We start from the raw sequence: 25292 nt of genomic DNA, 5'->3' as shown, positions 1-25292 counted from the left end.
GCAGTCTCTGCTATAGGTCTGTCATACGGCAGGTCTGCCATTACGTATTATGTTGAAATCATCAAGGGAGAGGTATTCCATGGGGGGAGGTTCTGGGCGTCGGCGCATCAGTGTACTCGGCAGCACGGGTAGTATCGGGGTTTCAACAGTCGATCTTCTGAAGCAGCAGGCAGACTCCATCCAGGTGCGTGCCCTTGTGGGCGGGAAGAATGCCGCCCTTCTGGCCGAGCAGGCCAAGGCGTTGAATGCCGAACTGGCAGTTCTGAATGACGAACAACATTACGACGAGCTGAAAGAGCGTCTTGCTGGCACCAATGTGAAGGTTGCAGCCGGTCGGCAGGCCGTTATTGAGGCTGGTGCGTTGGAAGCTGACTGGACGATGGCAGCCATTACCGGGGCGGCCGGCTTAGCACCGACTCTGGAGGCCGTGCGCAACGGGCATCAGGTGGCCTTGGCTAACAAGGAAGCCCTCGTCTGCGCTGGTAATGTCATGCTGGAGGCTGTGCGCCATGCCGGTGCCGAGCTGTTGCCTGTGGATTCCGAGCATAATGCTATTGTGCAGTCACTTGGCGGGGCGGATATGTCCCTTGTCGAGAAGATTGTTCTGACAGCGTCCGGTGGTCCGTTCCGTTGCTCCACTAAGGAGGAAATGGCCAAGGCGACCCCTGAGCAGGCTCTGAAGCATCCTACGTGGTCCATGGGGGCCAAGATCACGATTGATTCCGCTTCCATGGCGAATAAGGGGCTGGAAGTGATCGAGGCTGCCCGCCTGTTCGACCTGCCAGAGCATCAGATTGACGTGCTGGTGCATCCGCAGTCCGTTGTGCATGGCATGGTATGCTTCCGTGACGGTAGTTTCGTGGCTCAGATGGGGACGGCAGATATGCGGATTCCTATTGCCCACACGCTGGCCTCCCCAACCCGAATGCAGACGAAATGTGAACGTCTGGATTTTGTGAAGCTGGGACAGATGAATTTTGAAGCCGTAGACGAGGAACGCTTCATTCCGTTGCGTCTGGCTCGTCAGGTTTTGCGGGCGGGGGGTGTGGCTCCGACTGTTTTCTCTGCCGCTAATGAGATCGCCGTGGAAGCCTTCCTTGCTGGGAAAATCCGCTTCCTTGGCATTGGTGAGCTGATTGATGCCAGCCTCCAGGCCATGCCGGAAAACCCCGTGCCGACGTCGCTGGAGGACGTTTATCATTGGGATGAAATGGGCCGTGAACTGGCTCGGGCACAGATAAAGCGGATGGCGGCCCATGCATAGTCTTCAGAGCATCATTGCCGGTCTGGTCGTTTTCGGGATCGTCGTCTTCATTCACGAGCTGGGCCATTATCTGGCCGCACGGTGGCGTGGTGTGCAAGTGACCGTTTTTTCCATTGGGTTCGGCCCTGCCCTGACATCATGGAAGGACCGGGTGGGAACACGTTGGCAGATCAGCCTTCTACCGCTTGGGGGCTATGTGAAGCTGCACGGTTTTGAGAACCGGCCCGATGCCCCACGGGAGGAAGGTGACGAGAATGCCTTCAACCGGAAATCTGTTCTGTCACGGGCTATCGTGACGGTTGCAGGGCCGGTTTTCAATTTCCTTCTGACCATCCTTCTTTTTGTGATTCTGCTTTCTTGCTTTGGAAAGCCGGAGGCACGGCCCGATATCGGCACGTTGGCACCCAATGGCGCTGCCATGAAAGCCGGATTGCAGGTTGGTGATGAGATCCAGCGTCTGAACGGGCATCATATTCTTAGCATTGGCGATATTCAGGCGCAGGTTGCTGCTCATCCCGGTGAGGTTATAAAGGTCGGCTTCTTGCGGAAGGGACAGACTGAAGAACTGCCTGTCACGCTCGATCGCATCCAGCAAAACGGCCATGATGTAGGCCGTCTGGGTGTTGGGTTTGCGGTAAGCCATAGTGCGCCATTGCCGGTTTATAAGGCGGTGCCGGCAGCCATCGGCCAGACATGGGATATGTGTGGCAATATGCTGGAAGGCATCTGGCAGATCATCAGCGGGCAGAGAAGTGCTCGGCAGCTCTCCGGGACCATCGGCATTATTCATATGTCTGGTCAGGCCGTGGATTATGGTATTGCCAGTGCGATAGGCTTTATCGCTCTGCTATCCCTGAATCTCGGACTGTTGAACCTTTTCCCTGTCCCCATGCTGGATGGTGGGCACCTGCTTTTTTATGCCTGCGAGGCCGTGTTGGGGCGTCCATTGTCGGAGCGAACACAGGGGTATGCCCTACAGTTTGGTCTACTGCTTGTGGCTGCACTTTTCATTTTCTCAACAGTGAATGATCTCAGAGGGTTGGGAGTTTTTCACTGGTTGTTTGCTCATGGGGGTTGATCTTTCCCCCTGCAATGATGGAAAAGACCATCTAGGGTAGAGTATATAACTGAAACAGGCAGCTCCCTTCATCACGTTGGTGCGGGGGAGTCCGCTTGGTACGGTTGTGCGTATGGGACTGTCTGGACGTTCTGCATCAGGATGTTGGTGGGATGGCCGTTCGTAGAAATTTGGGACGAGGAATACCGGTTTTGTCAGGATTGCGTACGAAAAGGTTCCGGCCAATGGCCGTTCGACTGGCTCTGCTGGCTTCTGTCTGTACGGCACCGGCCTTGCTTTGTGCTGCAGAGGCAGCTCCTCAGCAGGGGCGTGGTACTCATCATGTCCGGCGACCAGCGGGTGACGGCTATGTGCCTTCAGGCAGCATGATCCAGGCTATCGAAGTCCACGGCAATACTCGGATTGAGACCAGTACTGTTCTCTCCTATATGGTTGTGCAGCCGGGTGATAGCTTTGACCGTGACGCTCTGAACCGCTCGTTGAAGACGCTTTACGCTACCGGCCTGTTCCGGGATGTGACGTTGAAGCGTCAGGGCAGCACCCTTGTCGTAGATTTGACAGAAAACCCTGTGGTTAACCGTATTGTCTTTGAGGGGAACCATGCCCTCAAGGATAAAGACCTGATGAAAGAAATCAGTATGCGGACCCGTGCCGTGTTTTCGGCGCAGACCGTGGCTGTAGATCGTCAGAAGATTCTGAATATGTATGCAGCCCGTGCCCGGTATGGGGCTACGGTGGTGCCGCAGGTCATTCGCCTTTCCCATAACCGTGTTGATGTGATCTTCAACATCAATGAATCGCAGCAGACACTGGTCCGGAAAATTGCCTTTGTTGGTAATGATAGTTTCAGCGAAGCGGCTTTGTCCCATGTTGTATCGTCCAAGGAACATGCCTGGTACCGTTTCTTTTCTTCCTCGGATGAATATAACCCAGAGCGCATCCGTTACGATGCCGAGCTGCTGAGACGTTTCTACCTGCATAGCGGCTTTGTGGATTTCCACATGATTGATGCGACTGGTGAGCTGTCGCCGGATCATAAGAGCTTCTACGTCACCTACACCCTGCATGAGGGGCCACGGTACCGCTTGGGCAAGATTGGTGTGCGTTCCAATGTTCATCATGTCACGGCAGACACGATGAAGAAGCATATCGAGGTCTATAAGAACCAGTATTACGATGGCACTGCGGTGCAGGATAATGCAACGGATATGCAGGAATGGCTTCAGGCTAACGGTCATCCCTTTGCGATGGTCCGGCCTGAAATTGCCCGTAATCCGGAAAAGAAGGTCGTTGACCTGCTGTTTGATATTGTTGAAGGGCCCCATGCCTACGTGGAGCGCATCGACATCAACGGTAATACGGTGACACGGGATCATGTGATTCGCCGTAACTTGCCTATGGTCGAAGGCGATGCCTATACGCCGTTTAACCGTAAATATTCCAAGCTGGCCCTTCAGGATATGGGGTATTTCAGCAGCACCAATGTGGAACAGTCCCAGGGGTCTGCGCCAGATAAGGTCAATGTCAGTGCCAACGTTGTGGAGAAGCCGACCGGTGAGTTCTCCTTGGGTGGTGGTTACTCGACGGATGCCGGTATTATGGGGAATCTCGGGCTGAAGCAGCATAACCTGCTGGGTACAGGGATTGATGCCGGCTTCTCCGGTACGGTCGCCTATTATGAAAAACAGGCTGACCTATCCGTGACGGACCCGTACTTCCTTGGGCGTAACTTTGTTGCTGGTTTTGATCTTTATACAATCCAGAACAATTACCAGACCTACCAGAGTTATAATGAGGGGCAGTATGGTGCCTCTGTTCGTCTCGGTTATGCCTATAACCGGTATCTGTCCCAGTCCTGGACCTATACCGTTGTAGACCGTCACGTCGGTAATGGTGTTCCTAATTCGCAGTATCCAGGCTGGGAAGATGATACACCGTCTGTCTATGTGCGTGATGCAGCCGGCTGGTCTCTCCTGTCACAAATCGGGACGAACATTACCTATGACCGCCGTGATAACCGTATGAATCCGCGGTCGGGCTATGTTCTCAGTGCTGGTGGTGATTTTGCTGGCCTCGGTGGTAATGAGAAATATTATCGTGTCAAAGCCAATGGTAGCTACTATCTGCCGTTGGATGATCTGACAGGCAGCCATAGCTGGGGTTTCCAGTTCAAGGGCGGTGTCGGCTATATGCATGACTGGAGCTCCAGCGGCGATCGCAACATCGTTGATAACTTTTATCTCGGTGGGCAGAACCTGCGAGGCTTCCTGCAGGGTGGTGTCGGGCCACGAAGCGGCCATTACAAGGGGGCCTGCCATAGCGGTGCTGCTAACACTCCATTGGGTCAGGCGCGTAATGGCTATTGCCCAGGTGCCGGGCAGGAAGACCTGTTGGGTGGTACCTTTATGTATACGGCGTCTGTCCAGCTGAATTTCCCACTTCCAATGGGTGATAGCTTGGGCATTTCAGGCCGTGGCTTTATCGATGCGGGTAGTCTGTCTGGCAAACGTGTGAAAGACCGGAACCATTATCGGAACTGGAACGACCCGTACTATACCCCGATTGGGGGTAGTACTATGACCCCCCGTGTTTCCGGTGGTCTTGGTATCTCCTGGAAGAGCCCCTTCGGCCTTGTCAATATCGACGGCGCTGTTCCGATTCATCGTGAACATGGGGACAGGCTGTACCCGATCCGCTTTGGCTTTGGGCAGCAGTTCTAAGCAAGATACAGGCCGACATGTTCTACTCCTCTCCGGGAGTGGCATGGCGGTCTGAAGTGTTCTGATTTTACAAAGAGGTTTTCATGTCACGCTTAACACTGCCTTTGACCTTGATGACCGTAACGGCCCTGACATTCATGCCAGTCAGACAGTCTATTGCTGCTGATGCGAGTGAGGGTAACGGGGCATGGTTCGTGCCGAAAACTGCCCAGCCATCAGCTCCGGCTGCGTCGCACCATCATGCTGCACCCGCACCGGCTCCGGCTGCTGTGCCGGATATGACTGGCATGGATGAAGCCGGTGATGCTGGGGCACAAGAAGGAGAAGGACAGCAGGCTGCACCGATACTTCCTTTGCCGCCAGTGCCAGCGTCACCAGCTGTGCCGAAGGAAGATGCTCCGCCGCCGGTGACGGTCGGGCTGATCAGCGTGCAGGGTGTGATGCAGCTTTCCACAGCAGCGCAGGAAATGCAGCAGGTGCTGGGTGAGCGCCGTGATCGTCTGGCCCGTGCTGTGCAGAAGGAAGAAGGTGACTGGCGGGAAGAGCAGCAGAAACTTCAAGTTCAGGCCCGCACTTTGACGTCTGATCAGCTTCAGCTGCGTGTCCGCCATTTGCAGGAACGTCGCGCCAAAGATCAGCGTGATTTCAGCAATAAGGCTCGTATCATTCAGGAGGCCTATCAGGTGGCTTTCCATCAGATCGAGCGCGTGCTGGAGCAGCGTGACGGAATTATTGCCAAGGTGGCAGCGGCTCATGGCATGAACCTTGTGCTGCATGCTGAGCAGGCTGTGCTGCATGTCGATGGTCAGGACATCACTGAGGAAGTAGCAGATCGCCTCAACAAGGTTCTGCCGCATGTCTTCATTCCCGGCGATGGGGTAGATCCCGAGGTTCTGGCAAAGTCTGGCAAGATGCCGACTACGGCAGATGAAGAGCGGCTGATGAATCAGGCGGCTCAGCAACAGCAGCAGCCTGCCGAGGCCCCGGCCAAGGGTTCGATTCTGCGTCGCCAGCAGTAAGGGGAGTGACGATGGCAGCGGACCAGCTTCCAGGCGATTCTCGTTTTTTCAGGCGTTCCGGCCCTTTTACGCTGGAGCGAATTCTTGAGGCAACGGGAGCAGAGGCCCCGGGAGCGGTGACGCTGGGGACGTCTTTCGTAGGCGTTGCTCCGCTGCATGCAGCTGGTCCGCAGCATATCTCCTTTCTAGATAATCGCCGTTATCTACCTCTCTTGAAAGAAACAAAGGCGGGAGCTGTCGTACTTGGCCCTGCTTTTGTTGATAAGACGCCAGAAGGCTGCACGGCATTGGTTAGTCGGGAGCCGTATCTGGCGTGGTCTCGCGTAGCCCGTCTTTTTCATCCCCTGCCGCCTGCACAGGCAAAACAGCATCCGACAGCTTTTATCGGTGAGAATGTTATTATTGGTGAGCAGGTGGAGATAGGGCCCTTTGCCGTTATTGGCGATGGGGTGCAGATTGGTAATGGCTGTGTCATTGGTGCTCATGCAACGGTGGGAGACCATGTTGTGTTGGGTGATGGCTGCCGGATCGGGGCGCATGTAACTCTTAGCCACGCCTTGTTGGGGGAACGGGTCATTCTGTACCCTGGTGCTCGGATTGGGCAGGATGGTTTCGGCTTTGCTGTAGGGCCGGATGGTTTTGAGTCCGTGCCCCAGCTTGGCCGTGTCATTCTTGAGGATGGGGTGGAGATCGGTGCCAATTCGACGGTGGATCGAGGGTCCATGCGGGATACGGTCATCGGGGCAGGGACCCGGATCGATAATCTTGTCCAGATCGGTCATAATGCCCGTTTGGGCCGTTGTTGCATTGTGGTGTCGCAGGCTGGTGTTTCGGGCTCTACCGAGATTGAAGATTTCGTGACGATTGCCGCCCAGGCTGGCCTGATCGGTCACATCCATATCGGTCGCAAGGCCCGCATAGGGGCGCAGTGCGGTGTGATGAATGATGTGGAGGCTGGGGCGGATGTCATTGGCAGCCCAGCTATGCCGTTTCGTGAGTTCTTCCGAAATGTGGCAACTTTGCGGAAGCTTTCACGCAAGTAAGATGAACCGATTGGTATTTCGGGATGTTTTTTGGTAAAAGATGCGGACATTGACCGCCTTTCCCTTTCTGGGAGAGGCGGACGGTCGCATTTTGTCAAAGAAAGCCGGGAGATGAGATAAGTGGGTGATGCTGCTGGGCAGACACATCAGGTGCCTGAGAGCGTAGATGTGATGCAGATTATGAAGGCGATTCCTCATCGCTATCCTTTCCTTCTGCTGGACCGGATGGAAGAGATCAAGGCGGCGGAATCTGCCGTTGGCATCAAAAACGTGACAGTTAATGAACCATTCTTCCAAGGGCATTTCCCGGCACGTCCTGTCATGCCGGGTGTGCTGATTGTGGAAGCCATGGCGCAGACGGCTGCTACGCTTGTTGTGCTGACGCTGGGTGAAGCCTTTGAAGGGAAGCTGGTCTATTTCATGACGGTGGAGAACGCCAAATTCCGCCGCCCAGTTGGGCCGGGGGATCAGCTGCGCATTCATGTCAGCAAGGAACGTGCCCGTGGAACAGTGTGGCGGTTCCGTGGTGTTGCCAAGGTAGAGGGTGTCACCGTTGCGGAAGCGTCCTTTAGTGCCATGATCGTGGACTGATCCTGATGCCAGAACCGGGACAGGCTCCTGATAGAACCGGGATCCATCCAACGGCCCTTGTGGACCCACGGGCGTCTCTTGGTCAGGGAGTGCGGATTGGTCCTTGGTGTATTGTTGGCCCAGATGTTCAGCTGGGTGATAATGTCCGCCTGCATGCGTCCGTCATGGTGGAGGGGCATACGGTGTTGGAGGAAGGGGTGGAGGTCTACCCCTTTTCCACCGTGGGATACCCACCGCAGGACCTGAAATATGCCGATGAGCCGACCCGTTGTTACATCGGTGCGGGGACGGTAGTGCGGGAAAATGTGACCATCCATCGGGGGACGGCACAGGGGGCGGGTGAAACCCGCATCGGCCGGAATTGTCTGCTTATGGCCAACGCTCATATTGCGCATGATTGTGTGCTGGGTGATGGCGTGATCATCGTTAATAACGTGGTCATGGGGGGGCATGTCATTATCGGTGATTATGCCCGGATCATGGGTTCAGCCGCTCTGCATCAGTTTGTCCGTATCGGTCATGGTGCTGTGGTAGGCGGGCTGTGCGGGGTGGAGATGGATGTCATCCCCTATGGCAGCGTTCTGGGCAATCGGGCCAGATTGGTCGGGTTGAATTGGATTGGCCTTAAGCGCTCCGGTGTGGAGGCCAGTGAGATACAGCAGATGCGTCTGGCATTTCGGGAGCTTTATCCCCGTTCTGGTCGTGGTGATGCCCTTCTAGGTGAACGCATGGATAAGGTGCGTCAGCGTTACGGCCATATCGGACGAGTGGTCGAGATGCTGCGTTTCATGGAGGCCCCCAGCCGAAGGGGGCTTACACGGCCGGGACAGGGTGGCCCCGAGAAGGACGTAGAAGGGTGAGCCAGCCCGCTCGGGTTGGGATACTGGCCGGTGGCGGTCCGCTTCCGGCTCAGGTGGCGGAAGCCCTTAGGAGCAAAGGGCAAGAGCCATTCCTTATAGGGTTCGAGGGGTTCGCAGATGAGTCCCTCTTGGCCCCTTATCCGCATGAAATAATCCGTCTTGCAGCAGCAGGGGCTATTCTTCAGGCTCTGCGTCGGCAGGGCTGTGCTGAACTTGTATTGATAGGCCCCGTTAAGAGACCTTCATGGCGGTCTTTGCGGCCGGATGCAGAGGGCGTGCGTCTGCTTGCCAAGCTGGGGCGGGCTTTGTTTGCTGGCGACGATGGCCTTCTGGCAGCAATTGTCAGGTTGCTGGAAGAGGAAGGCTTCCATGTGCGGGGAGCCCATGAGTTTCTTGATACAACAAGCAATAGATGTGGCTCCTGGGGGCGGGTCAGGCCCGATCGTCAGGCGAGGGCTGATATCCGTCAGGCCGTGCATATATTGTCCGTCATGGGGCCGCTAGACATTGGGCAGGGTTGTGTCGTGCAAAAGGGGCTGACACTGGCTGTTGAGGCCCTGGAGGGAACAGACGCCATGCTGCTGCGCTGTGGTAGTGTGAAGCAGGAAGGGGCTGGTGGCGTGCTGGTCAAGATGCCTAAGGCAGGGCAGGAGCTGCGAGCGGATATGCCCGCTATCGGGCCAGAAACCATCAGAAAGGCGGCAGAAGCAGGCTTGCGGGGGGTGGCATTTCCCTCACGGCTTACCTTGGTGATGGAGGCGGATCGCTGTATAAAGGAGGCGGATCGTCTGGGGCTGTTCCTTTACGGGCTGGGTTCGGACGCCATTTCTGAATAAAAGGATGTAAGATATATGAGCATTTATCTTCATACGATGGTCCGTGTACGAGACCTTGATCGCAGTCTGGCATTTTATCATCTTCTGGGTATGCGTGAACTTCGCCGTCTGGAAGTTCCGGAAGGACGTTTCACGCTGGTTTATATTGGGTACGAGGGCAATGCCCGTGGTGAGGCCGAGATCGAACTGACCTACAATTGGGATCAGGCCGAGGACTATACGCACGGTACGGGTTTCGGGCATTTTGCCGTTGGTGTGCGTGACGTTGCAGCCGCTGTAGATGTCGTCCGTCAGGGGGGCGGGCGTGTCACTCGTGAGGCAGGGCCAATGGGTAACACGGGTATTGTCATTGCCTTTGTGCAGGACCCTGATGGATACAAGATTGAGTTGATCGAAAAGAAGGACGCCTGAGCCCGAAAGTCGGGTATGGCTTAGCAGTCTGTGCGCTTCGCATGGAATTGCAGGATTGACAGGGCAGGGCCATCCCCTTAAAAGCCACTCCCTAAGTGGAGGGGCGTTACTGGGTGCGTCCTGTTCTGATACATGTCTTTATCGACATGTTGTTAAGATTAGAGGATTGAAAAGATGAAGCGCACATATCAGCCTTCCCGTCTGGTTCGTAAGCGTCGCCACGGCTTCCGCACACGCTCCGCCACAGTGGGTGGCCGTCGTGTTCTGGCCAACCGTCGCGCCAAGGGCCGTAAGAAGCTCTCTGCCTGAGCATGAAACAGCCTGACCGCCTGCAGAAGCGGTCGCAGTTTCTGCGTGTGGCCCGCAAGGGCCATAAGGTCGTGTCTCCCGGGCTAATCGGCCAGGTGTTGCCGGGGCAGGGGGACATGACAGTACGGGCCGGTTTTACTGTTACCAAAAAGGTCGGTAATTCCGTCATACGCAATCGTACACGCCGCCGCTTGCGGGAAGCCCTCCGGCTAGTGGTGAAGGAGGAAGGATGTCCTTCCTCGGGTGATATCGTCCTGATCGGACGTGCCGCAACCAGAATGCGGCCTTTCCCTCTTCTGAAACATGATGTGCGGCGGGTCTTGCAGGCCCTTGAGAAGGCAGGGAGAGAGTGAAGGCGGCCAGTTGGCTGCTTTCTGTCCTCTTACTGGGGCTGATAAAGCTCTACCGTCTTTTTTTTAGCCCGCTTATGGGTAGGCAGTGCCGTTTCCATCCCAGTTGCAGTGCCTACGGTGAAGAAGCTATCCGCCGCCACGGCCCTATCCGAGGGGGATGTCTGACGCTCTGCCGTATTTTCAGATGCCACCCTTTTCATTCGGGCGGCGTGGATTATCCCCCATGATGGCTAGTCGTTCCTTGGGAAGAAAACGCAAAAAAAATGGCGCAGCTATTGTTTTGGGGACGATTTTAAGCCAGTGAATGAGGCAACCTACCCTTCCAGCATAATGAGAGAGCGGCTCCTGCCCGATGGAAAGTAGCAAACGTATTATTCTGGCCGTCGCCCTGTCGGCCCTGATCCTGATCGGTTTTAATTTCTTCCTGTCGCCAGATAGGCATAAGACGGTGGAGGCGCAGAATGCTGCTCCAGCCCCTGCGGCTGTTGTGCCACCTGCACCGCCAGTGTCTGCTAGCCCAGTGGAAGAGGCAGATGATCATCAGGAGCATCGGCTGAAGGTTGTATCATCAGATGTTCAGGGCTCCTTCAATCTGCGAGGGGCACGGTTTGATGACCTGGAGCTGATCCGTTACCGGGAGACAATCGCCAAGGATAGTCCTCTGGTCCGTCTGCTAGACCGGGCTGGCGGTGAGAAGCCGAATTATCTGGTCATTGGCTGGGAGAATGCTGCTGGCTTTACGACCCGTCTGCCTAATGAGCAGTCCCTTTGGAAGGTGGATGGCACTCAGACCAGCCTGACACCCGAAACACCCGTTACCCTGTATTGGGACAATGGGGCTGGTGTGCGTTTCATCATTCATCTGGCGCAGGATCGTCATTACATGATGAGCGTGCAGCAGGAGGTGGAGAACCATTCTGGGCAGCCTGTTTCGGTCTATCCCTTCCAGCGTGTGCAGCGTGATTACCTCCCCGAGGAAACGGGGTCTTTCGTGGCTTACGAAGGGCCTATCGCTGTTATGAATGGCAAGCTAGCTGACGAAGGGTATAAGTCCCTGCGGACAGACGGTAATGGGCCGGGCCATGTGTCATGGACAGATTCCGGTAAAGGTGGCTGGGGCGGTATTACAGATAAATACTGGCTGACCGCTATCGGGGCTGATGCGTCCTCCAATGTGCGGGCCCAATATAGCTATCTGCCGGAAGGCCACGGGGCTTATCGTGTCACCTTCACCTCGCAGGAGCCACAGGTGATTCAGGATGGTGCCCGCCTCGGGCAGGGGAGCCATCTTTTTGCGGGGGCCAAGGAGCCGGGGCTGCTGCGTTACTATGGCCGCAAGCTAAATCTACCTCGTTTTGATGATAGTATTGATTTTGGCTGGTTCAGCTTCCTGACGAAGCCGATCCTTTTCCTTCTGCATTGGCTTTATGCGCATATCGGTAATTTCGGTCTTGCGCTGATGGTCATGACGCTAATGGTCAAGATCGTACTGTTCCCGCTAGCTTCCAAAGCGGCACAGTCTGCTGCACGTATGCGCTTGATTGCACCGAAGGTGACTGAGATTCGGGAGAAGTACAAAAGCGACCCGATGACCATGAATCAGAAGGTCATGGCGCTGTATAAGGAGGAGAAGATCAATCCAGCAGGGGGCTGTCTGCCCATGCTGATTCAGGCTCCAATCTTCTTCTGCCTGTATAAGATGCTCAATCTGAGCATTGATGAGCGTCATGCGCCTTTCTTCGGCTGGATCAAAGACCTTTCCGTGCCGGACCCGACCAACCTGTTCAATTTGTTCGGGTTGCTGCCGTTCGAACCAACGCATATTTTTTCGTTCCTGCACCTCAGTGTCTGGGGCGCAGCGCTGGGTATTACCTTCTGGCTGCTGCAGAAACACAGCATGGTTAGCATGGACCCCGCACAGGCCCGCATCATGCAGTTCATGCCCATCGTGTATGTTTTTGTGATGTCCAGTTTCCCGGCGGGTCTCCTAGTTTATTATACGTGGAACAACGTGCTGACATTCCTTCAGCAACATTACATCGAGCGCCGGACGAGCCTGCCCGTGCCGCTGGGTAGCCGCAAAGGCAAAGCACCCCGTAAGGGCGGTGCTGCAAAGAAGAAAGGTCCGTGATGGAGCAGATGCAGACGGTTCTGCCCAGCGAGGAAGAGCTGGAAGAAGGGCGCAGACTTTTTGCTGGCCCCTGTGATTTCTTCTTTGGAGCGCAGACAATCGAGCAGCTACCTCCCCCTGATCGGGCGGAGGTAGCGTTTGCGGGGCGGTCTAATGTCGGTAAATCCAGTCTCATCAATGCGCTGACGGGCCGCAAGGCTCTGGCCCGTGCCTCTTCCGAACCGGGGCGGACCAAGCAGCTCAATTTCTTCAATCTGGGTGGGCGGCTGTCCCTTGTGGATATGCCGGGCTACGGCTTTGCCAAGGCGTCCAAAGCTGTGAAAGAAGATTGGCAGCGGACAATGTTCGCCTATCTGCGGGGGCGGCCCAATCTGGCCCGTGTGATTCTGCTGATTGATGGGCGGGTTGGTCTCAAGGCTTCTGACAAGGAAGTGTGCGATCTGCTGGATAAAGCAGCGGTCGTGTTTCAGATCGTTCTGACTAAATGTGATGCCCTGTCGGCTTCCGCACTGGCGGGGCGGCAAAAGGAAGTGGAAGCGTTGGCCAAAACACATGCGGCTGCTTTCCCTCATATTGTGGCAACAAGCAGTGCGACGTCATTGGGTGTTGCAGAGCTGCGTGGCATAATGGCCCGCTTCGCCGAACAGCCCTGAAAAGTTTTTCTGTAGAGTGAATGTCATGTCCTCTTCCAATTCTTTCCCTGCCTCTCTCCCAGAAGACTTTCTGGCCCCTGATAGTCTGAGCGATCAGCAGCAGGCGGCTGTTCTGGCGGGGGCTCTGCCTTATCTGCGCCGCTATGCGGGTGACACCATCGTCGTGAAGTATGGTGGCCATGCGATGGTTGAGAATAACCTTGCGGCAACCTTTGGGCGGGACATTGCCTTGCTCAAGCTGGTCGGTATTAACCCGATTGTGGTGCATGGCGGCGGCCCGCAGATTAACAGCATGATGAAGCGTCTGGGTGTTGAGTCCCGCTTCATTGATGGCCTCCGTGTCACGGATCGTGAAATGATCGACGTGATCGAGATGGTCCTGTCCGGTACGGTGAACAAACAGGTGGCGGACCTTATTAGCCATGCTGGTGCTTTGGCTGTGGGGATTTCTGGCCGTGATGGGCGTTTGATTCAGGCAAGTCGCCTTGTCCATTATCATCGGACGGATGAGAACGAGAATGAGGCGGTTGATCTCGGTTTTGTTGGTAAGCCGGAGCGTGTAGACCCCCGTGTGCTTTATGCCCTTTTGGGTGCAGGGCTGATCCCGGTCGTGGCTCCGCTGGGTGCTGGGGAAGAGGGTGAAATCTACAACATCAATGCAGATACTGCCGCTGGTGCCGTTGCCGGTGCCGTGCGGGCCTCCCGCCTGTTGATGTTGACGGATGTTCCCGGTGTGCTGGATGAGAACGGGCAGCGTATTGAAGAACTAACGGCAGAAGAAGCCCGTCGCCTTATCCGGGAAGGACACATCACCGGCGGTATGATTCCCAAGGTGGAAACCTGCCTCAAGGCCGTGCAGGCTGGTGCTAAAGCGGCCGTTATTTTGGATGGCCGGGTGCCACATACCTGCCTGCTGGAGCTTTTCACCAAGGCAGGGCAGGGTACGCTTATTAAGGCGGATTGAGTTATGGGGCGGGTCGCAGACCTGTCCGGGTTATGGTTTTAGAATTTAAGGAGCGTTTTATGGATCACGCAGAGCTTCGCAAGCAGATTGAAACCCTTTGGGAAGATCGTGCCAGCCTGTCTTCACAGACACAGGGTCAGGCCCGTGATGTCGTGGAAGCCGCTCTTGCTGGGCTGGATAATGGCACGTTCCGCGTTGCTGAGCAGAAGGAAGATGAGCGTGTCGTGCATGAATGGCTGAAAAAGGCCGTTCTGATGTCCTTCCGTCTGTATGATTCCGAGCCAATGGCCAATGCCTGTGGTGGGGCTCCGGGTTTTGATAAGGTGCCGCTGAAATTCGCTGGTTGGGGTAAGGAAGAGTTCGATAAGGCTGGTTTCCGGGCTGTTCCGGGTGCTGTTGTCCGTCGTTCTGCTTACATTGCACCGGGTGTCGTGCTGATGCCGAGCTTCGTCAATCTGGGTGCCCGTGTCGAGAGCGGTACCATGATTGATACATGGGCCACGGTTGGCTCCTGTGCGCAGATTGGTAAGAACTGCCACATCAGCGGTGGTGCCGGTATTGGTGGCGTGCTGGAGCCGCTGCAGGCTGCTCCTGTCATAATCGGGGATGATTGCTTCATCGGTGCCCGTTCCGAAGTGGCCGAGGGCGTGGTTGTGGAGCGTGGTTCTGTCCTTTCCATGGGGGTGTTCCTTGGGGCCTCCACAAAGATTGTGGACCGCACGACGGGTGAGATCCATATGGGTCGTGTTCCGGCTTATTCTGTGGTTGTTCCGGGTACCCTTCCGCCGAAAACACCGGGCGGGCCGTCTCTGGCTTGTGCTGTGATCGTCAAGCGGGTTGATGAGCGCACACGCTCCAAGACATCCATCAACGAGCTGCTGCGTGACTGAGTAACCCCATGAGCCACCCATCATTTACATCCGACCCCATCGCACTCCTGCAGGACCTTCTGCGGTGCCGCTCCGTAACACCAGCAGATGACGGGGCATTGAGCGTTGTAGCTCATGCGTTGGAAATGATGGGCTTTGAGGTTACACGTCTCGCTTTTGGCCCGGAGGGGGAACAAACGCCCAATCTTTATGCTCGGTTAGGGACGGGGAAGCCCTGCCTCTGTTTTGCAGGGCATACGGATGTTGTGCCCCCCGGTGAGGGCTGGAGCTGCGACCCATTTGCCGGTGACATTAAAGACGGGCATATTTACGGGCGTGGCACTGCAGACATGAAGGGGGGCGTAGCGGCCGCTCTGGCGGCTGTGGCGCGTAGGCTGGAAGCTGGACCGCTAAAAGGTAGTCTGGCTTTTCTCATCACGGGTGATGAGGAAGGGCCTGCCCATTATGGCACGAAGTCCGTGCTGGAATGGATGAAGGAACGGGGAGAGGCTCCTGACTTCTGTCTGCTGGGTGAGCCAACCAATCCGGCTGAGATGGGTGACGTCATCAAAATTGGTCGCCGTGGCAGCATGAATGTGGTGATTACGGTCAAGGGTGTGCAGGGACACGTAGCCTATCCCCATTTGGCCGATAACCCCATCCATCGTCTGGTGCCTATCCTGAGCGATCTGACGTCGCGCACTTTGGATCAGGGAAGTGAGTGGTTTGCACCATCTTCATTGCAGATTACGAGTGTAGATGTTGGCAATCCGGCCACCAATGTGATTCCGGCCATGGCACAGGCCCGGGTAAATATTCGTTTTAATGATCTGCACACCAGCGAGAGCCTGCGTAATTGGATAGGAGATGTCGTTTCCTATCATGCGCCAGAGGCTACGATGGAGGTGGCTGTCAGCGGGGAATCCTTCCTAACAGACCCGGGAACTGAGGTAGGGCAGCTTTCCGAAGCTGTTCAGGCGGTAACGGGCCGGCAACCGAAGCTGGATACAGGCGGGGGTACATCCGATGCCCGCTTTATTACGCATTGCTGCCCGGTAGCTGAGTTCGGGCTGGTGGGAGCAACTATGCACAAGCGTGATGAGCATGTTTCTCTGGCTTCTGTAGAACAGCTGACGCAGGTCTATCTGGAATTCATGCAGCGTTTTGGTGTCTGAATGAGTTCAGACAGATGAATTGTTGGGAAAACCCGCCGGGATGAGGCGGGTTTTTTTGTTATAGGAATGTAACTGCCTCATTGTTGACCAGAGGAGATTATCCTTCATGCCCAGACGGAACGGGCCATCACACACGATGCCGCTTGCACCTGCCATTTTGCGGTCATTCGTGCGGCGTGACGGATTTGGGCTGTTCCTGCTGGCATTACTGACGGGAGGGCTAGCGGGCGGCTGTGTTTTGGTGATCAACACAGTGACCCTCGGTATGCATGTTGTCTTGTATGGCCTGCATAATGGGGGCCGCCTGTCGGAACTGCCCGCATTGCCCCTCTGGCGGTGTCTCATGGTTTTGGGTTTTGGGGGGCTCGTTGTGGGGGTGATGGGTGCAGTCCTACGTAGGCGGATGGTGCGCCGGCCAGTGGACCCAGTAGAGGCTAACGCCCTGCATGGGGGGCGTATGTCTGTGCGGGATAGTATCAGCCTTGCAGTACAGACGGTCCTTTCCAATGGCGTAGGGGCGTCCATAGGGTTGGAAGCTGGCTATGTGCAGATATCGGCGGCGTTCGGTTCGTGGCTGGGGCGTTTGTTCCGTGTCCGGCGGGAAGAGCTGCGTATTCTTGTGGGGGCTGGGGCGGCTGGGGCTGTCAGTGCTGGATTTGATGCCCCCATCGCTGGGGCTTTCTACGCATTCGAGATCGTGTTGGGGACTTACAGCCTCGTCAATTTATTTCCTATTGCGCTGGCGGCAATGGCCGGGCTGGGTGTACGGCATCTTGTACATGTGAAGGGCGGTGTGCCCCCCTTGATGATGAGCTGGCATATGGGCTGGAGTGCTGTACCTGGTGTCAGTGTGCTGGCAATCCTGTGTGCGCTCACAGCAATTGTCATCATGTATTGTGTGACGCAAACACAGTGGGTGTTCCAGAAACTGCCAGTCCCTATCTGGTTACGGCCTGTTGTGGGAGGGGTACTTGTAGCCTGTCTGGCGGCGTCTTTTCCGTCAGTCCTATCGGCAGGGCATGGCGGGGTTGGGTTGGTGCTAGCAGGGAAGGTGGTGCCTTCTCTGGCGTTGTTGCTTTTGTTGCTTAAGGCTGTGGCATCTTGCCTTTCCATTGGCTCGGGGTTCCGGGGCGGGTTGTTCTTCGCCTCGTTGTTCTTGGGTGTTCTGGCGGGCGAGGGGTTTGGTGATCTGCTGGCTCATTATGGGTTGGCCCCGGCAGATGGGCAGGTATGTGCAGTATTGGGCATGGCGGCTATGGCCACGGCCATCATTGGTGGCCCCATGACTATGATTTGTCTGGTGCTGGAGATGACAGGCAACATGACGATCAGCAGTGCGGTGGTTCTGGCGGCTGTTCTGTCCCTACTGACGGTCAGGCGGCTATTTGGTTATAATTTTGCGACATGGCGTTTTCATCTGCGTGGTGAGACAATTCGGTCTGCAGTGGATGTCGGCCGTCTGCGCGCGTTGACTGTACAGAAGCTAATGCGGGCCCAGGTACGCAGCTTTCCGGCCGCTATGACGATCCAGCAGGCGCAGGCTCAATTGACGCTGGGTATTGAAGAACGCCTCGTGCTGGTGGATGAGGATGGGCGGTATCAGGGTATTGTTTTGGTATCCGAGATCACGGCGGCTCCTGCGACTGAAAAAACCGTGTCTACTCTGGCCTGTTATCGGGATGTTATGCTGGACCCGCATATGACCATTCGGGAAGCGGCTGATCTGTTCGCTGAGGCAGAAGCTGACGTGCTGGCAGTTGTGGAAGACCGACAGTCCCGGCAGCTTGTCGGCCAGCTGAGTGAACGGCATACGCTGCGCTGTTATGCTGTGGAGTTAGAGCGCAGCCGCCGTGACCTTGCCGGGGATGGTCGTTTTTCCGTGTAATGGGCGTTTTATGAGGCGTTCTTTATAAGAACCTGCCCTGCACTGTAGATGTGATAGAGGCTGCTAGCGGGCATGTGGTCTGTGGTCGTGTTTCCCTGTTCATCCAGCCGGTCGATCCAACCGCCCTTAAGCGAGGCCGGGGCGTAATGGGTGAAGAAAAGCTGGCTCATTTGTGCAAGTCGTTCGTGCCGGGTTTGAAGATCAGCCGGGGCGTGCTGGGCAAGTAGGCGCATCATTTCGGTCTGGGGCCAGATGCGGGTTGAGGCTTCCAGCATTGTGCCATCATCCAGCAGCGCATCAGGTAGAAGAGGGCCGGGAACAGTTTGCTGAAGGCGGGCATAGAGGGCATGCTGTGCCTTTTTGGCCGCAGTAGCATGTTTGCCTTCGGGGGCGAGGCGGAGATATTCGCCCAGCAGCCAGCACCATTCCGCTTGATGGCCGGGTTCAACTCGGTTTTGCCCTGTAGGTTGTTCCGGCTTCCAGTCTGGTGTGAAGAATTCCAGTAGGGAATCCGTTCCGGCTGGGATGAAGGAGCGCAGGGCTAGGGCAAGAATAGCCTCGGCATGATCAAGGAATACCTCCCGGCCGGAGACCTCAAAGAGTGTTAGGCAGGCTTCCAGCAGATGCATGTGCGGGTTTTGGGAGTGCCGGTCTGATGTGGCGGGAATGGCATCCCGGTAGCCACCATGTGTAGAAGGGAAGATGGTGTCGATCTCGGCAAGACTTTCCTCGGCTCTATGCAGCAAAGCTGGATCACCAGACAAACGGTAGGCCCATCCATGTGCAAAGAGAATGAAGGCATGGCCGTATAGGTCCCGTTTCGTGTCGGAAGGCGTTTGGTCCGGCCCGAGGGCGAAAACCCAGCCGGGAGAGCCATCCGCCCGATAGTAGAGCCGTGCAACCCGGTCTAGTACTGTCAGAGCTTGTTCCCCAGCATTGTAATGGCCATTCAGGGCGGCCTGACAGTAAGTGGCAATCTGCCGTGCCTGCACCATCAGGCGGCGGTGGGGCAGGGCGATGGGGGCAGCATCAAAGGTCAGACGTTCATGATAAAGGCCAGCGTCCTCGTCAAAACCAGCCCGAGCCCAGAGGGGGAGAGCGTTGTGCAGTAGCCAGTCCCGCCATGTGGCGATGTGTGTCATGATCAGGCGTCCTTTGTTGGGTGGGTGTCGTCCATGGTCTGGACGATGCGGCTAGTGGAATGGCCATTCAGAAGTGGGGCAAGGCAGACCCGCCCGCCATGTTTTCTGACGATATCCCCACCAACGACCTCATTTTCTTTATAGTCTGCCCCTTTGACGAGAACGTCAGGCTTTAGGGCGGTGATGACGTCCAGCGGCGTGTCCTCATCGAACAGGACTACCAGATCGACATGGCGTAGCGCACGGATGACAGTAGCACGGGCCTGCTCGGTCTGGAGGGGGCGGCGAGGGCCTTTCAGCCGTTTGATGGAGGCATCAGTATTGAGGGCCACGATCAGCTTGTCTCCCTGACCAGCGGCAAACTGGATGAGCGAGACATGGCCGGGATGGAGGAGATCGAAGCATCCGTTTGTCAGTACGACTGAGGCCCCGTGCCGCTTCCAGTTTTCTACGATGGTGCAGGCATCAGTCAGGGGAAGGCAGGCTCCGTTATCGGCAATTTCTTCTAGAAGTTTCTGGTGCAGTTCATCACGGGTGACGAAGGCCGTTCCTAGTTTGCTGACAGCAATAGCCGCCGCAGTGGTGGCCATAGTCACGGCACTGGCAAGGGGACGACCACTGGCCAGCGCACAAGCGATCGTGGCGATGACCGTATCACCCGCCCCGGAGACATCATAGACCTCTGAAGGATGCGCCTTGCAGTGTAGGGGGGCTGTGCCCCGTTGCCAAAGGGTCATGCCCTTCTCGGAGCGGGTAAGAAGAATGTCGCTTCCGGTAAGGGGGGCAATGGCAGCGCAGGCTTGTTCCACCTCGGCATCGTCATGGAGTGTCCATGTGGGGCCTGTGGGATTGGTAATGTTGGCGGCAGAGAGGGCCTTGCCGAGTTCTTGCCGATTGGGAGTCAGGAGGCTGGCCCCCCGGTAGGCGGAAAGATCGGCCCTTTTAGGGTCCACCAGTACGGGAATATTGCGGGAGCGGGCGGCTGCAATGATGGTTTTCAGCACCCGGTCAGACAGGACGCCCTTGGCATAGTCAGAACAGATGAGGATGTGGCTGCTGTCCAATGTGCGGATAGTGGAAGCGATGAGGGCATCTTCGGTTGCACGGGAGAATGGGGTGAGTTTTTCATTATCCAGCCGGACAATCTGCTGCCGCCCGCTGAGGACACGGGTCTTCGTGATGGTCGTCCAGCTTGCATCTTCTACCAGCCCATCTAGCTTGACCTCTTTCCAGCTGGAGAGAGCTTGCCGGAGTGTATCGGCGGCCTGATCGGCCCCCACCACGCCAATCAGGTGGACTGGATGACCGAGAGCTGCGACATTCACAGCCACGTTAGCAGCCCCGCCGGGCGTGGAACGGTGATGGCTGCTTAGCAGAACAGGGACGGGAGCTTCCGGTGAAATGCGGGTGACATCCCCGGTGATGTATTGGTCAAGCAGTAGATCACCCAGAATGGTAATGGCACCGTCAATCAGCGTATCAGTCAAAAAACATCCCTCCCTTCAGGAGACAGCACCGCCTGTGAATGGCGTGTGGCCTTATGTCTGTAAGGGGAAGTTTAGGATGTTTTTACCGTTCTGTCGTCAGAGAAAGGGTCTTATCCAGTCCGTAAGGGGGGTAGTACAATAAATAAATTTTTATGATTTTTAAAAGTTGACAGTGATAATAATGACACATTCTGATGAAATACAAATCGAAACAAAAAACAAGGCCGGGAAGTACGTAATGTCTCGTCATGTTCACTTTATATCTGGTCTTCCTCGCTCAGGAAGCACCCTTCTTAGTGTTCTTTTAGGGCAGAATCCTAACATTTACTGTGCAGAATATTCGACGCCTGTCTGTTCTCTTATGACGAAGATGCTATCTGTTATTTCAGAAGGTGAATATAAAACTGAATTTAGCGGCGAAAAGGTCATGAATCTTCTTAAGAAGACAATGGATACATACCATGACATGCCATCAAAGCCGAATCTGGTCATTGATAATAACCGGGCCTGGTGCAGCAAGCTTCAGCTTCTGGACTATCTCTACCCTCATGCAAAAGTGATCTGCTGTGTGCGTGATCCTGTCTGGGTGATTAACTCCTTTGAGCGCATCATTGGCAGGGACCCGACGTTTTCATCCTATCTCGTGCCTGTGGAACATAGGGCTACGCTACATCAGCGGGTGAATTATCTGCTGTCTCCTGCGGGGGCTTTCGGTTTTGCGTATCAGGCCTTGCAGGAGGCATTTTTCGGACAGTTTTCGTTCAAACTGGTACTGGTTGATTATGACAGCCTGGTGACAAAGCCCCTGTCCGTCATGCGTTTTCTGGAAAAGGAATTGAACGTTCCTGCCGCCACTTATGACATGGACAACGTCCGTTACACGCCTCCTACGGCATACGATAAGGCTCTGGAAACGCCGGGGCTGCATGACATTGCCCAGAAGGTGGAGCCTCAGAAGCATCCTCTCATATTGCCACCCGATGTCGTGAATCGTCTGGCTGGGGGTGCATTCTGGAGAGACAGAAGCATGAACCCGAAGTCGGTACGGATCATATGAAAATCAGCAGAGTTTTATGGCTGGAAAGGATTATCCGGGTAGCCGACATCCATCAGGCACAGGCCATCGGGGGGAGCGGTAGGGCCAGCTTTGCAGCGATCACGAGCTTCTAGTGCTTCTTTTACCCGGTCAGGGTGCCATTGATGATGGCCGACCAATGCCAGCGTCCCGACCATATTACGGACCTGATGATGCAGGAAAGACCGGGCCTGCACATCCACATACACATACTCGCCGGAGCGGGTGATGGTGAGTTCATCCAGCGTCCGCAGGGCATCACGGGCTTGGCAAGCCGCTGCGCGGAAGGAGGTGAAGTCATGTCCACCCAGTAGATGGTTGGCACCTTCCTGCATGGCCTCAATGTCTAGCGGGGCACGGATGTGCCAAACGAAGCCCTCTTGCATGGCCGGACGGGCTGGACGGTTGAGGATGGTATAGCGGTATCGCCGCCATGTGGCGGAGAAGCGGGCGTTCCAGCCTTCTGGTGCGGGGGCCGCTTCCAGAATGGAAATGGGATGGGGCTTCAGATGGTAACCGATGGCATCCCGTACGGCCTTGCGGCTGAGGGGGGCATCGTCTGGAAAGTCCAGATGCGCTACGAGTCCAGCCGCATGAACGCCTGAATCAGTCCGCCCTGCCGTTACGCTGCTGACCTTACGGCCCTGTGTGAGATGCTCGGCCGCTTCCTCGATGAGCTGCTGGACGGAGAGGCCACTTTTCTGGCGTTGCCAGCCAACATAGGGGCGGCCGTCGAACTCGATGCGGATGGCCCAGCGGCTGATGCCGGGCGGGGCGGCGTCAGTCAAGGCGCATCCCTTTGGTTAGTCTTGTACCACGAAGAAAGGCGTCCCGGTCCATCATGGCCCGTCCCGGTTTCTGGATGCGGTCGATCTGTAGGCAGCCTGTCCCGCAGGCAATGGTCAGCTTGTCATCCAGCACAGTGCCGGGAGTAGGGGCTGAGGCCATGAGGGCGGTAGCTTCGGCTCCATCAGGTAGGCTAACGGCACCGATGCGGTAGGTCTGCCCTTCCAGAAGGGTATAACTCCCCGGCCACGGAATGAAGGCCCGCACCTGACGTTCAATCTCAACGGCCGAGCGGTTCCAGTCGATCTGGCCGTCTTTACGCTCCAGCCGTGGAGCATAGCAGCTACGGGAATCATCTTGCGGGATAGGGGTAGGCTGGTCTTTCAGGGCGCGGACGATCAGACGGGCACCAATGTCTGCCAGTCGGTCATGCAGGCTACCTGCCGTGTCTGTCGCTGTGATGGGTGTGGCCTCGGAGAGAATGACCGCACCTGTATCCAGCCCTTTGTCCATTTGCATAATGCAGACGCCACTTTCTGCATCACCGGCTCGGATGGCGGACTGGATGGGAGATGCACCCCGCCAGCGGGGAAGTAGGCTGGCATGAATATTCAGGCAGCCGAGCCGTGGCGCATTCAGGATGGCCTCTGGCAGAATAAGGCCATAAGCCGCCACAATGGCTGCATCAGCGTTTAACCCCTGAAAGAAGGCTAGTTCCTCCTCATTGTGGCGCAGTTTTTCCGGCGTGCGGACAGGGATGCTGAGCGCATCGGCGGCCTCATGCACGGGCTGTCGCCGCAGAGCCTTGCCTCGGCCTGCTGGGCGGGGTGGCTGGGTATAAACGGCAACGACCTCATGGCCTGCCTTAATCAGGCCATGAAGGGCCGGAACGGAAAAGTCCGGCGAGCCCATGAAGATGAGGCGCATGGTGCTTACCGTCTCCGCTTTTGTTCCTTGGCTAGACGCCGCATGATCATGTTGCGCTTTAGGGAAGACAGATGATCGACAAACAGGATGCCATCCAGATGGTCGATTTCATGCTGGATGCAGGTTGCCAGTAGGTCCGATGCTTCCTGCTCGATGGTCTGGCCATCCAGATCACGATAGCGAACCCGGATGGATTCTGGCCGGATGACTTCAGCATACTGGTTGGGCAGGGAGAGGCAGCCTTCTTCCCGTGCAGCGAGTGTCTCGGAGGAATCGATGATCTCCGGGTTGATGAGAACCATCGGGTTGCGGGGTTCATCCTCACGCGCAACATCGACAAGCACGAAACGCTGGCTGAGCCCCACCTGCGGAGCAGCCAATCCGATGCCGGGGGCCTTGTACATGGCCGAGAACATGCCCGGCAGGGCCTCACGGATGGCGGCCATGTCTTCCGGGCGAACTTCGTGGGCCACCTGGCTCAGCACGGGCTGGGGGGCAACAAGGATTGATGTCGGGGCGATGTCATCAAGCCGATCAAGAAAATCTAAATTCTTCATGGCAGGCATGTTAGCGGCTGGCGATGGGTAATTCCAGCCTGTTCTTTAATACGTCAGAGGGTGGATAACCCTTGCATCAGGAGGGGGCTGACCTCATATCTGCCAGTGTGGGCAATGCCTTGTGAGGGTTGCCTTTCTACTCACGTCTCGCTCCCTGAGGAGGCCTCGTAATACCATGTCATCTGGACGGCTTTTCACGTCCCCCATGTTCCTGGGGTTTGATCATCTGGAACAAATGCTTGAACGGGCATCAAAAACAGCATCGGATGGGTATCCACCCTATAATATCGAACAGCTGAGCCGTACGGCTCTGCGGATTACTTTGGCTGTAGCCGGGTTTGTCATGGATGATCTCCAGATTACTCAGGAAGATAATCAGCTGGTCATTCGTGGTCGGCAGGCGGACGATACGCAGGGGCGTGTCTTCCTACACCGGGGGATTGCTGCCCGGCAGTTTCATAAGGCATTTGTGCTGGCGGAAGGGATCGAAATCGCCGGGGCTTGGTTGGATAACGGCTTGCTGCATATCGACCTTCATCGCCCAGAGCCGGAAGTACGTGTGAAGCATATTACCATCAAGCAGGGTAGCTCTGATGGGGCTGTGCAGCCATCATCACCAGCCCGTGATGTAGAGCTGGCCCGTGATCTTTCTCCCATAACGGAGGATGAGCCTTTTGGCCGGGAATGATGAGAGAAAAAGCTCCGCCAGTGATAGGCTGGCGGAGGATGTATACGAGCGTGCCCGTACTATGACAGGGGCAGAGTTGCGAGACTGGGGCATGAGAGAGGTTGCCTATTTCCGGCCCATTACGCACGAGGGCACCACGCTGATTGCTATCCATGCGGCGGATGGGACGCCCGTGTGCCTCGCCGAGGATGAGGATAGTGCGGTGGATGCCATCCTTGAGCAGGATATGGTGCCGACCTTTCTACAATGAAGGCGGGGATTACGGCTTATGATTTCGCTTGTAGCGTTGAGTAACCCAGTAAACGCCCCCATAGGCAAGGCTTGCCGCAAAGCCTGCAATGATTGATGGGTCAATTCTGTCTGCGATGTGCAGCTGGGATGCCAGCCCTGCGGTAAGGAGCTCTGCCAACCGCATGAAGGCGTAATACAGGCAGAATAATGACAGTCCATACAGACAAGTCTTCACGTC

Annotated in this window: 26 protein-coding genes; 21 read left to right on the top strand and 5 right to left on the bottom strand. The window is 56.2% G+C overall.

What is annotated here, in order from left to right; all coding sequences use genetic code 11:
- Window positions 1-79: 79 nt before the first annotated feature.
- From dxr to CPA57_RS02780, 18 genes are all read left to right on the top strand, one after another.
- Window positions 80-1264, top strand: coding sequence for a 1-deoxy-D-xylulose-5-phosphate reductoisomerase (gene dxr / locus CPA57_RS02865; protein ID WP_182081299.1), 1185 nt, complete (start codon window positions 80-82; stop codon window positions 1262-1264).
- Window positions 1257-2342, top strand: coding sequence for an RIP metalloprotease RseP (gene rseP / locus CPA57_RS02860; protein WP_182081297.1), 1086 nt, complete (start codon window positions 1257-1259; stop codon window positions 2340-2342). The genes dxr and rseP overlap by 8 nt, the downstream gene beginning before the upstream one ends.
- 224 nt (window positions 2343-2566) lie before the next feature.
- The gene (bamA, locus tag CPA57_RS02855) at window positions 2567-5062 is read left to right on the top strand and encodes an outer membrane protein assembly factor BamA (protein ID WP_182081296.1); all 2496 of its coding nucleotides are present in this window, start codon (window positions 2567-2569) and stop codon (window positions 5060-5062) included.
- 83 nt (window positions 5063-5145) lie between these two features.
- A complete protein-coding gene (locus CPA57_RS02850; RefSeq protein ID WP_182081294.1) occupies window positions 5146-6081 on the top strand; it encodes an OmpH family outer membrane protein in 936 nt (311 codons plus the stop codon).
- An 11-nt stretch (window positions 6082-6092) separates the two neighbouring features.
- On the top strand, window positions 6093-7124 hold the full coding sequence (gene lpxD / locus CPA57_RS02845) for a UDP-3-O-(3-hydroxymyristoyl)glucosamine N-acyltransferase (protein ID WP_182081787.1): 1032 nt from the start codon (window positions 6093-6095) through the stop codon (window positions 7122-7124).
- 171 nt (window positions 7125-7295) lie between these two features.
- Entirely contained in the window at window positions 7296-7715 is a 420-nt protein-coding gene (gene fabZ / locus CPA57_RS02840; protein WP_195805412.1) for a 3-hydroxyacyl-ACP dehydratase FabZ, read from the top strand.
- Window positions 7716-7720: 5 nt separating this feature from the next.
- Window positions 7721-8575: an acyl-ACP--UDP-N-acetylglucosamine O-acyltransferase gene (gene lpxA, locus CPA57_RS02835; RefSeq protein WP_182081292.1), complete on the top strand. Its 855-nt coding sequence runs from the start codon at window positions 7721-7723 to the stop codon at window positions 8573-8575.
- A complete protein-coding gene (locus CPA57_RS02830) occupies window positions 8572-9411 on the top strand; it encodes an LpxI family protein (RefSeq protein ID WP_182081290.1) in 840 nt (279 codons plus the stop codon). Before lpxA ends, CPA57_RS02830 begins: the two co-directional genes overlap by 4 nt.
- A 15-nt stretch (window positions 9412-9426) precedes the next feature.
- Entirely contained in the window at window positions 9427-9822 is a 396-nt protein-coding gene (gloA, locus tag CPA57_RS02825) for a lactoylglutathione lyase (RefSeq protein ID WP_077395263.1), read from the top strand.
- Between the two features lie 174 nt (window positions 9823-9996).
- The gene (gene rpmH / locus CPA57_RS02820) at window positions 9997-10131 is read left to right on the top strand and encodes a 50S ribosomal protein L34 (RefSeq protein ID WP_018979184.1); all 135 of its coding nucleotides are present in this window, start codon (window positions 9997-9999) and stop codon (window positions 10129-10131) included.
- A gap of 2 nt (window positions 10132-10133) precedes the next feature.
- Complete coding sequence (rnpA, locus tag CPA57_RS02815; protein ID WP_182081288.1) at window positions 10134-10484, top strand: ribonuclease P protein component; 351 nt, start codon at window positions 10134-10136, stop codon at window positions 10482-10484.
- Between the two features lie 74 nt (window positions 10485-10558).
- On the top strand, window positions 10559-10711 hold the full coding sequence (gene yidD / locus CPA57_RS02810) for a membrane protein insertion efficiency factor YidD (RefSeq protein ID WP_326831353.1): 153 nt from the start codon (window positions 10559-10561) through the stop codon (window positions 10709-10711).
- A gap of 125 nt (window positions 10712-10836) precedes the next feature.
- Window positions 10837-12615, top strand: coding sequence for a membrane protein insertase YidC (gene yidC, locus CPA57_RS02805; protein WP_182081286.1), 1779 nt, complete (start codon window positions 10837-10839; stop codon window positions 12613-12615).
- Entirely contained in the window at window positions 12615-13268 is a 654-nt protein-coding gene (gene yihA / locus CPA57_RS02800) for a ribosome biogenesis GTP-binding protein YihA/YsxC (RefSeq protein ID WP_407647561.1), read from the top strand. The genes yidC and yihA overlap by 1 nt, the downstream gene beginning before the upstream one ends.
- A gap of 25 nt (window positions 13269-13293) precedes the next feature.
- Window positions 13294-14232, top strand: a complete 939-nt coding sequence (gene argB / locus CPA57_RS02795; RefSeq protein WP_182081284.1) for an acetylglutamate kinase — start codon at window positions 13294-13296, stop codon at window positions 14230-14232.
- 59 nt (window positions 14233-14291) lie between these two features.
- Entirely contained in the window at window positions 14292-15122 is an 831-nt protein-coding gene (dapD, locus tag CPA57_RS02790; RefSeq protein WP_182081282.1) for a 2,3,4,5-tetrahydropyridine-2,6-dicarboxylate N-succinyltransferase, read from the top strand.
- Window positions 15123-15130: 8 nt separating this feature from the next.
- Window positions 15131-16276, top strand: a complete 1146-nt coding sequence (gene dapE, locus CPA57_RS02785) for a succinyl-diaminopimelate desuccinylase (protein ID WP_182081280.1) — start codon at window positions 15131-15133, stop codon at window positions 16274-16276.
- A gap of 106 nt (window positions 16277-16382) precedes the next feature.
- Entirely contained in the window at window positions 16383-18161 is a 1779-nt protein-coding gene (locus CPA57_RS02780) for a chloride channel protein (protein WP_229709197.1), read from the top strand.
- Between the two features lie 8 nt (window positions 18162-18169).
- Here CPA57_RS02780 and CPA57_RS02775 read toward each other — a convergent pair whose 3' ends face one another.
- Together CPA57_RS02775 and rfaE2 are read right to left on the bottom strand one after the other, a co-directional pair.
- Window positions 18170-19303, bottom strand: a complete 1134-nt coding sequence (locus CPA57_RS02775; protein WP_182081278.1) for an AGE family epimerase/isomerase — start codon at window positions 19301-19303, stop codon at window positions 18170-18172.
- A 2-nt stretch (window positions 19304-19305) separates the two neighbouring features.
- A complete protein-coding gene (gene rfaE2, locus CPA57_RS02770) occupies window positions 19306-20790 on the bottom strand; it encodes a D-glycero-beta-D-manno-heptose 1-phosphate adenylyltransferase (protein ID WP_182081276.1) in 1485 nt (494 codons plus the stop codon).
- Between the two features lie 181 nt (window positions 20791-20971).
- Between rfaE2 and CPA57_RS02765 the strand changes: the two genes are divergently transcribed.
- Window positions 20972-21847, top strand: coding sequence for a sulfotransferase family protein (locus CPA57_RS02765; protein WP_326831334.1), 876 nt, complete (start codon window positions 20972-20974; stop codon window positions 21845-21847).
- A 14-nt stretch (window positions 21848-21861) separates the two neighbouring features.
- On the opposite strand, the gene truA is transcribed toward CPA57_RS02765, so the two are convergent.
- The 3 genes from truA to def are packed head-to-tail and all read right to left on the bottom strand — an operon-like array spanning window position 21862 to window position 24135.
- Complete coding sequence (gene truA / locus CPA57_RS02760; RefSeq protein WP_077395273.1) at window positions 21862-22653, bottom strand: tRNA pseudouridine(38-40) synthase TruA; 792 nt, start codon at window positions 22651-22653, stop codon at window positions 21862-21864.
- The gene (fmt, locus tag CPA57_RS02755; RefSeq protein WP_182081272.1) at window positions 22646-23578 is read right to left on the bottom strand and encodes a methionyl-tRNA formyltransferase; all 933 of its coding nucleotides are present in this window, start codon (window positions 23576-23578) and stop codon (window positions 22646-22648) included. The genes truA and fmt overlap by 8 nt, the downstream gene beginning before the upstream one ends.
- 5 nt (window positions 23579-23583) lie before the next feature.
- Window positions 23584-24135, bottom strand: a complete 552-nt coding sequence (def, locus tag CPA57_RS02750) for a peptide deformylase (protein WP_077395814.1) — start codon at window positions 24133-24135, stop codon at window positions 23584-23586.
- Between the two features lie 205 nt (window positions 24136-24340).
- Between def and CPA57_RS02745 the strand changes: the two genes are divergently transcribed.
- Both CPA57_RS02745 and CPA57_RS02740 read left to right on the top strand, forming a co-directional pair.
- The gene (locus CPA57_RS02745; protein ID WP_143280649.1) at window positions 24341-24823 is read left to right on the top strand and encodes an Hsp20 family protein; all 483 of its coding nucleotides are present in this window, start codon (window positions 24341-24343) and stop codon (window positions 24821-24823) included.
- The gene (locus CPA57_RS02740; RefSeq protein WP_229709196.1) at window positions 24810-25073 is read left to right on the top strand and encodes a DUF1150 family protein; all 264 of its coding nucleotides are present in this window, start codon (window positions 24810-24812) and stop codon (window positions 25071-25073) included. The genes CPA57_RS02745 and CPA57_RS02740 overlap by 14 nt, the downstream gene beginning before the upstream one ends.
- The last annotated feature ends 219 nt before the right edge of the window (window positions 25074-25292 follow it).

This window comes from Bombella favorum, assembly GCF_014048475.1.
Classification (GTDB): Bacteria; Pseudomonadota; Alphaproteobacteria; order Acetobacterales; family Acetobacteraceae; genus Bombella; species Bombella favorum.
Note: the sequence above shows the minus strand (reverse complement) of the source record. Positions and strands in the feature narration are given on the sequence as shown.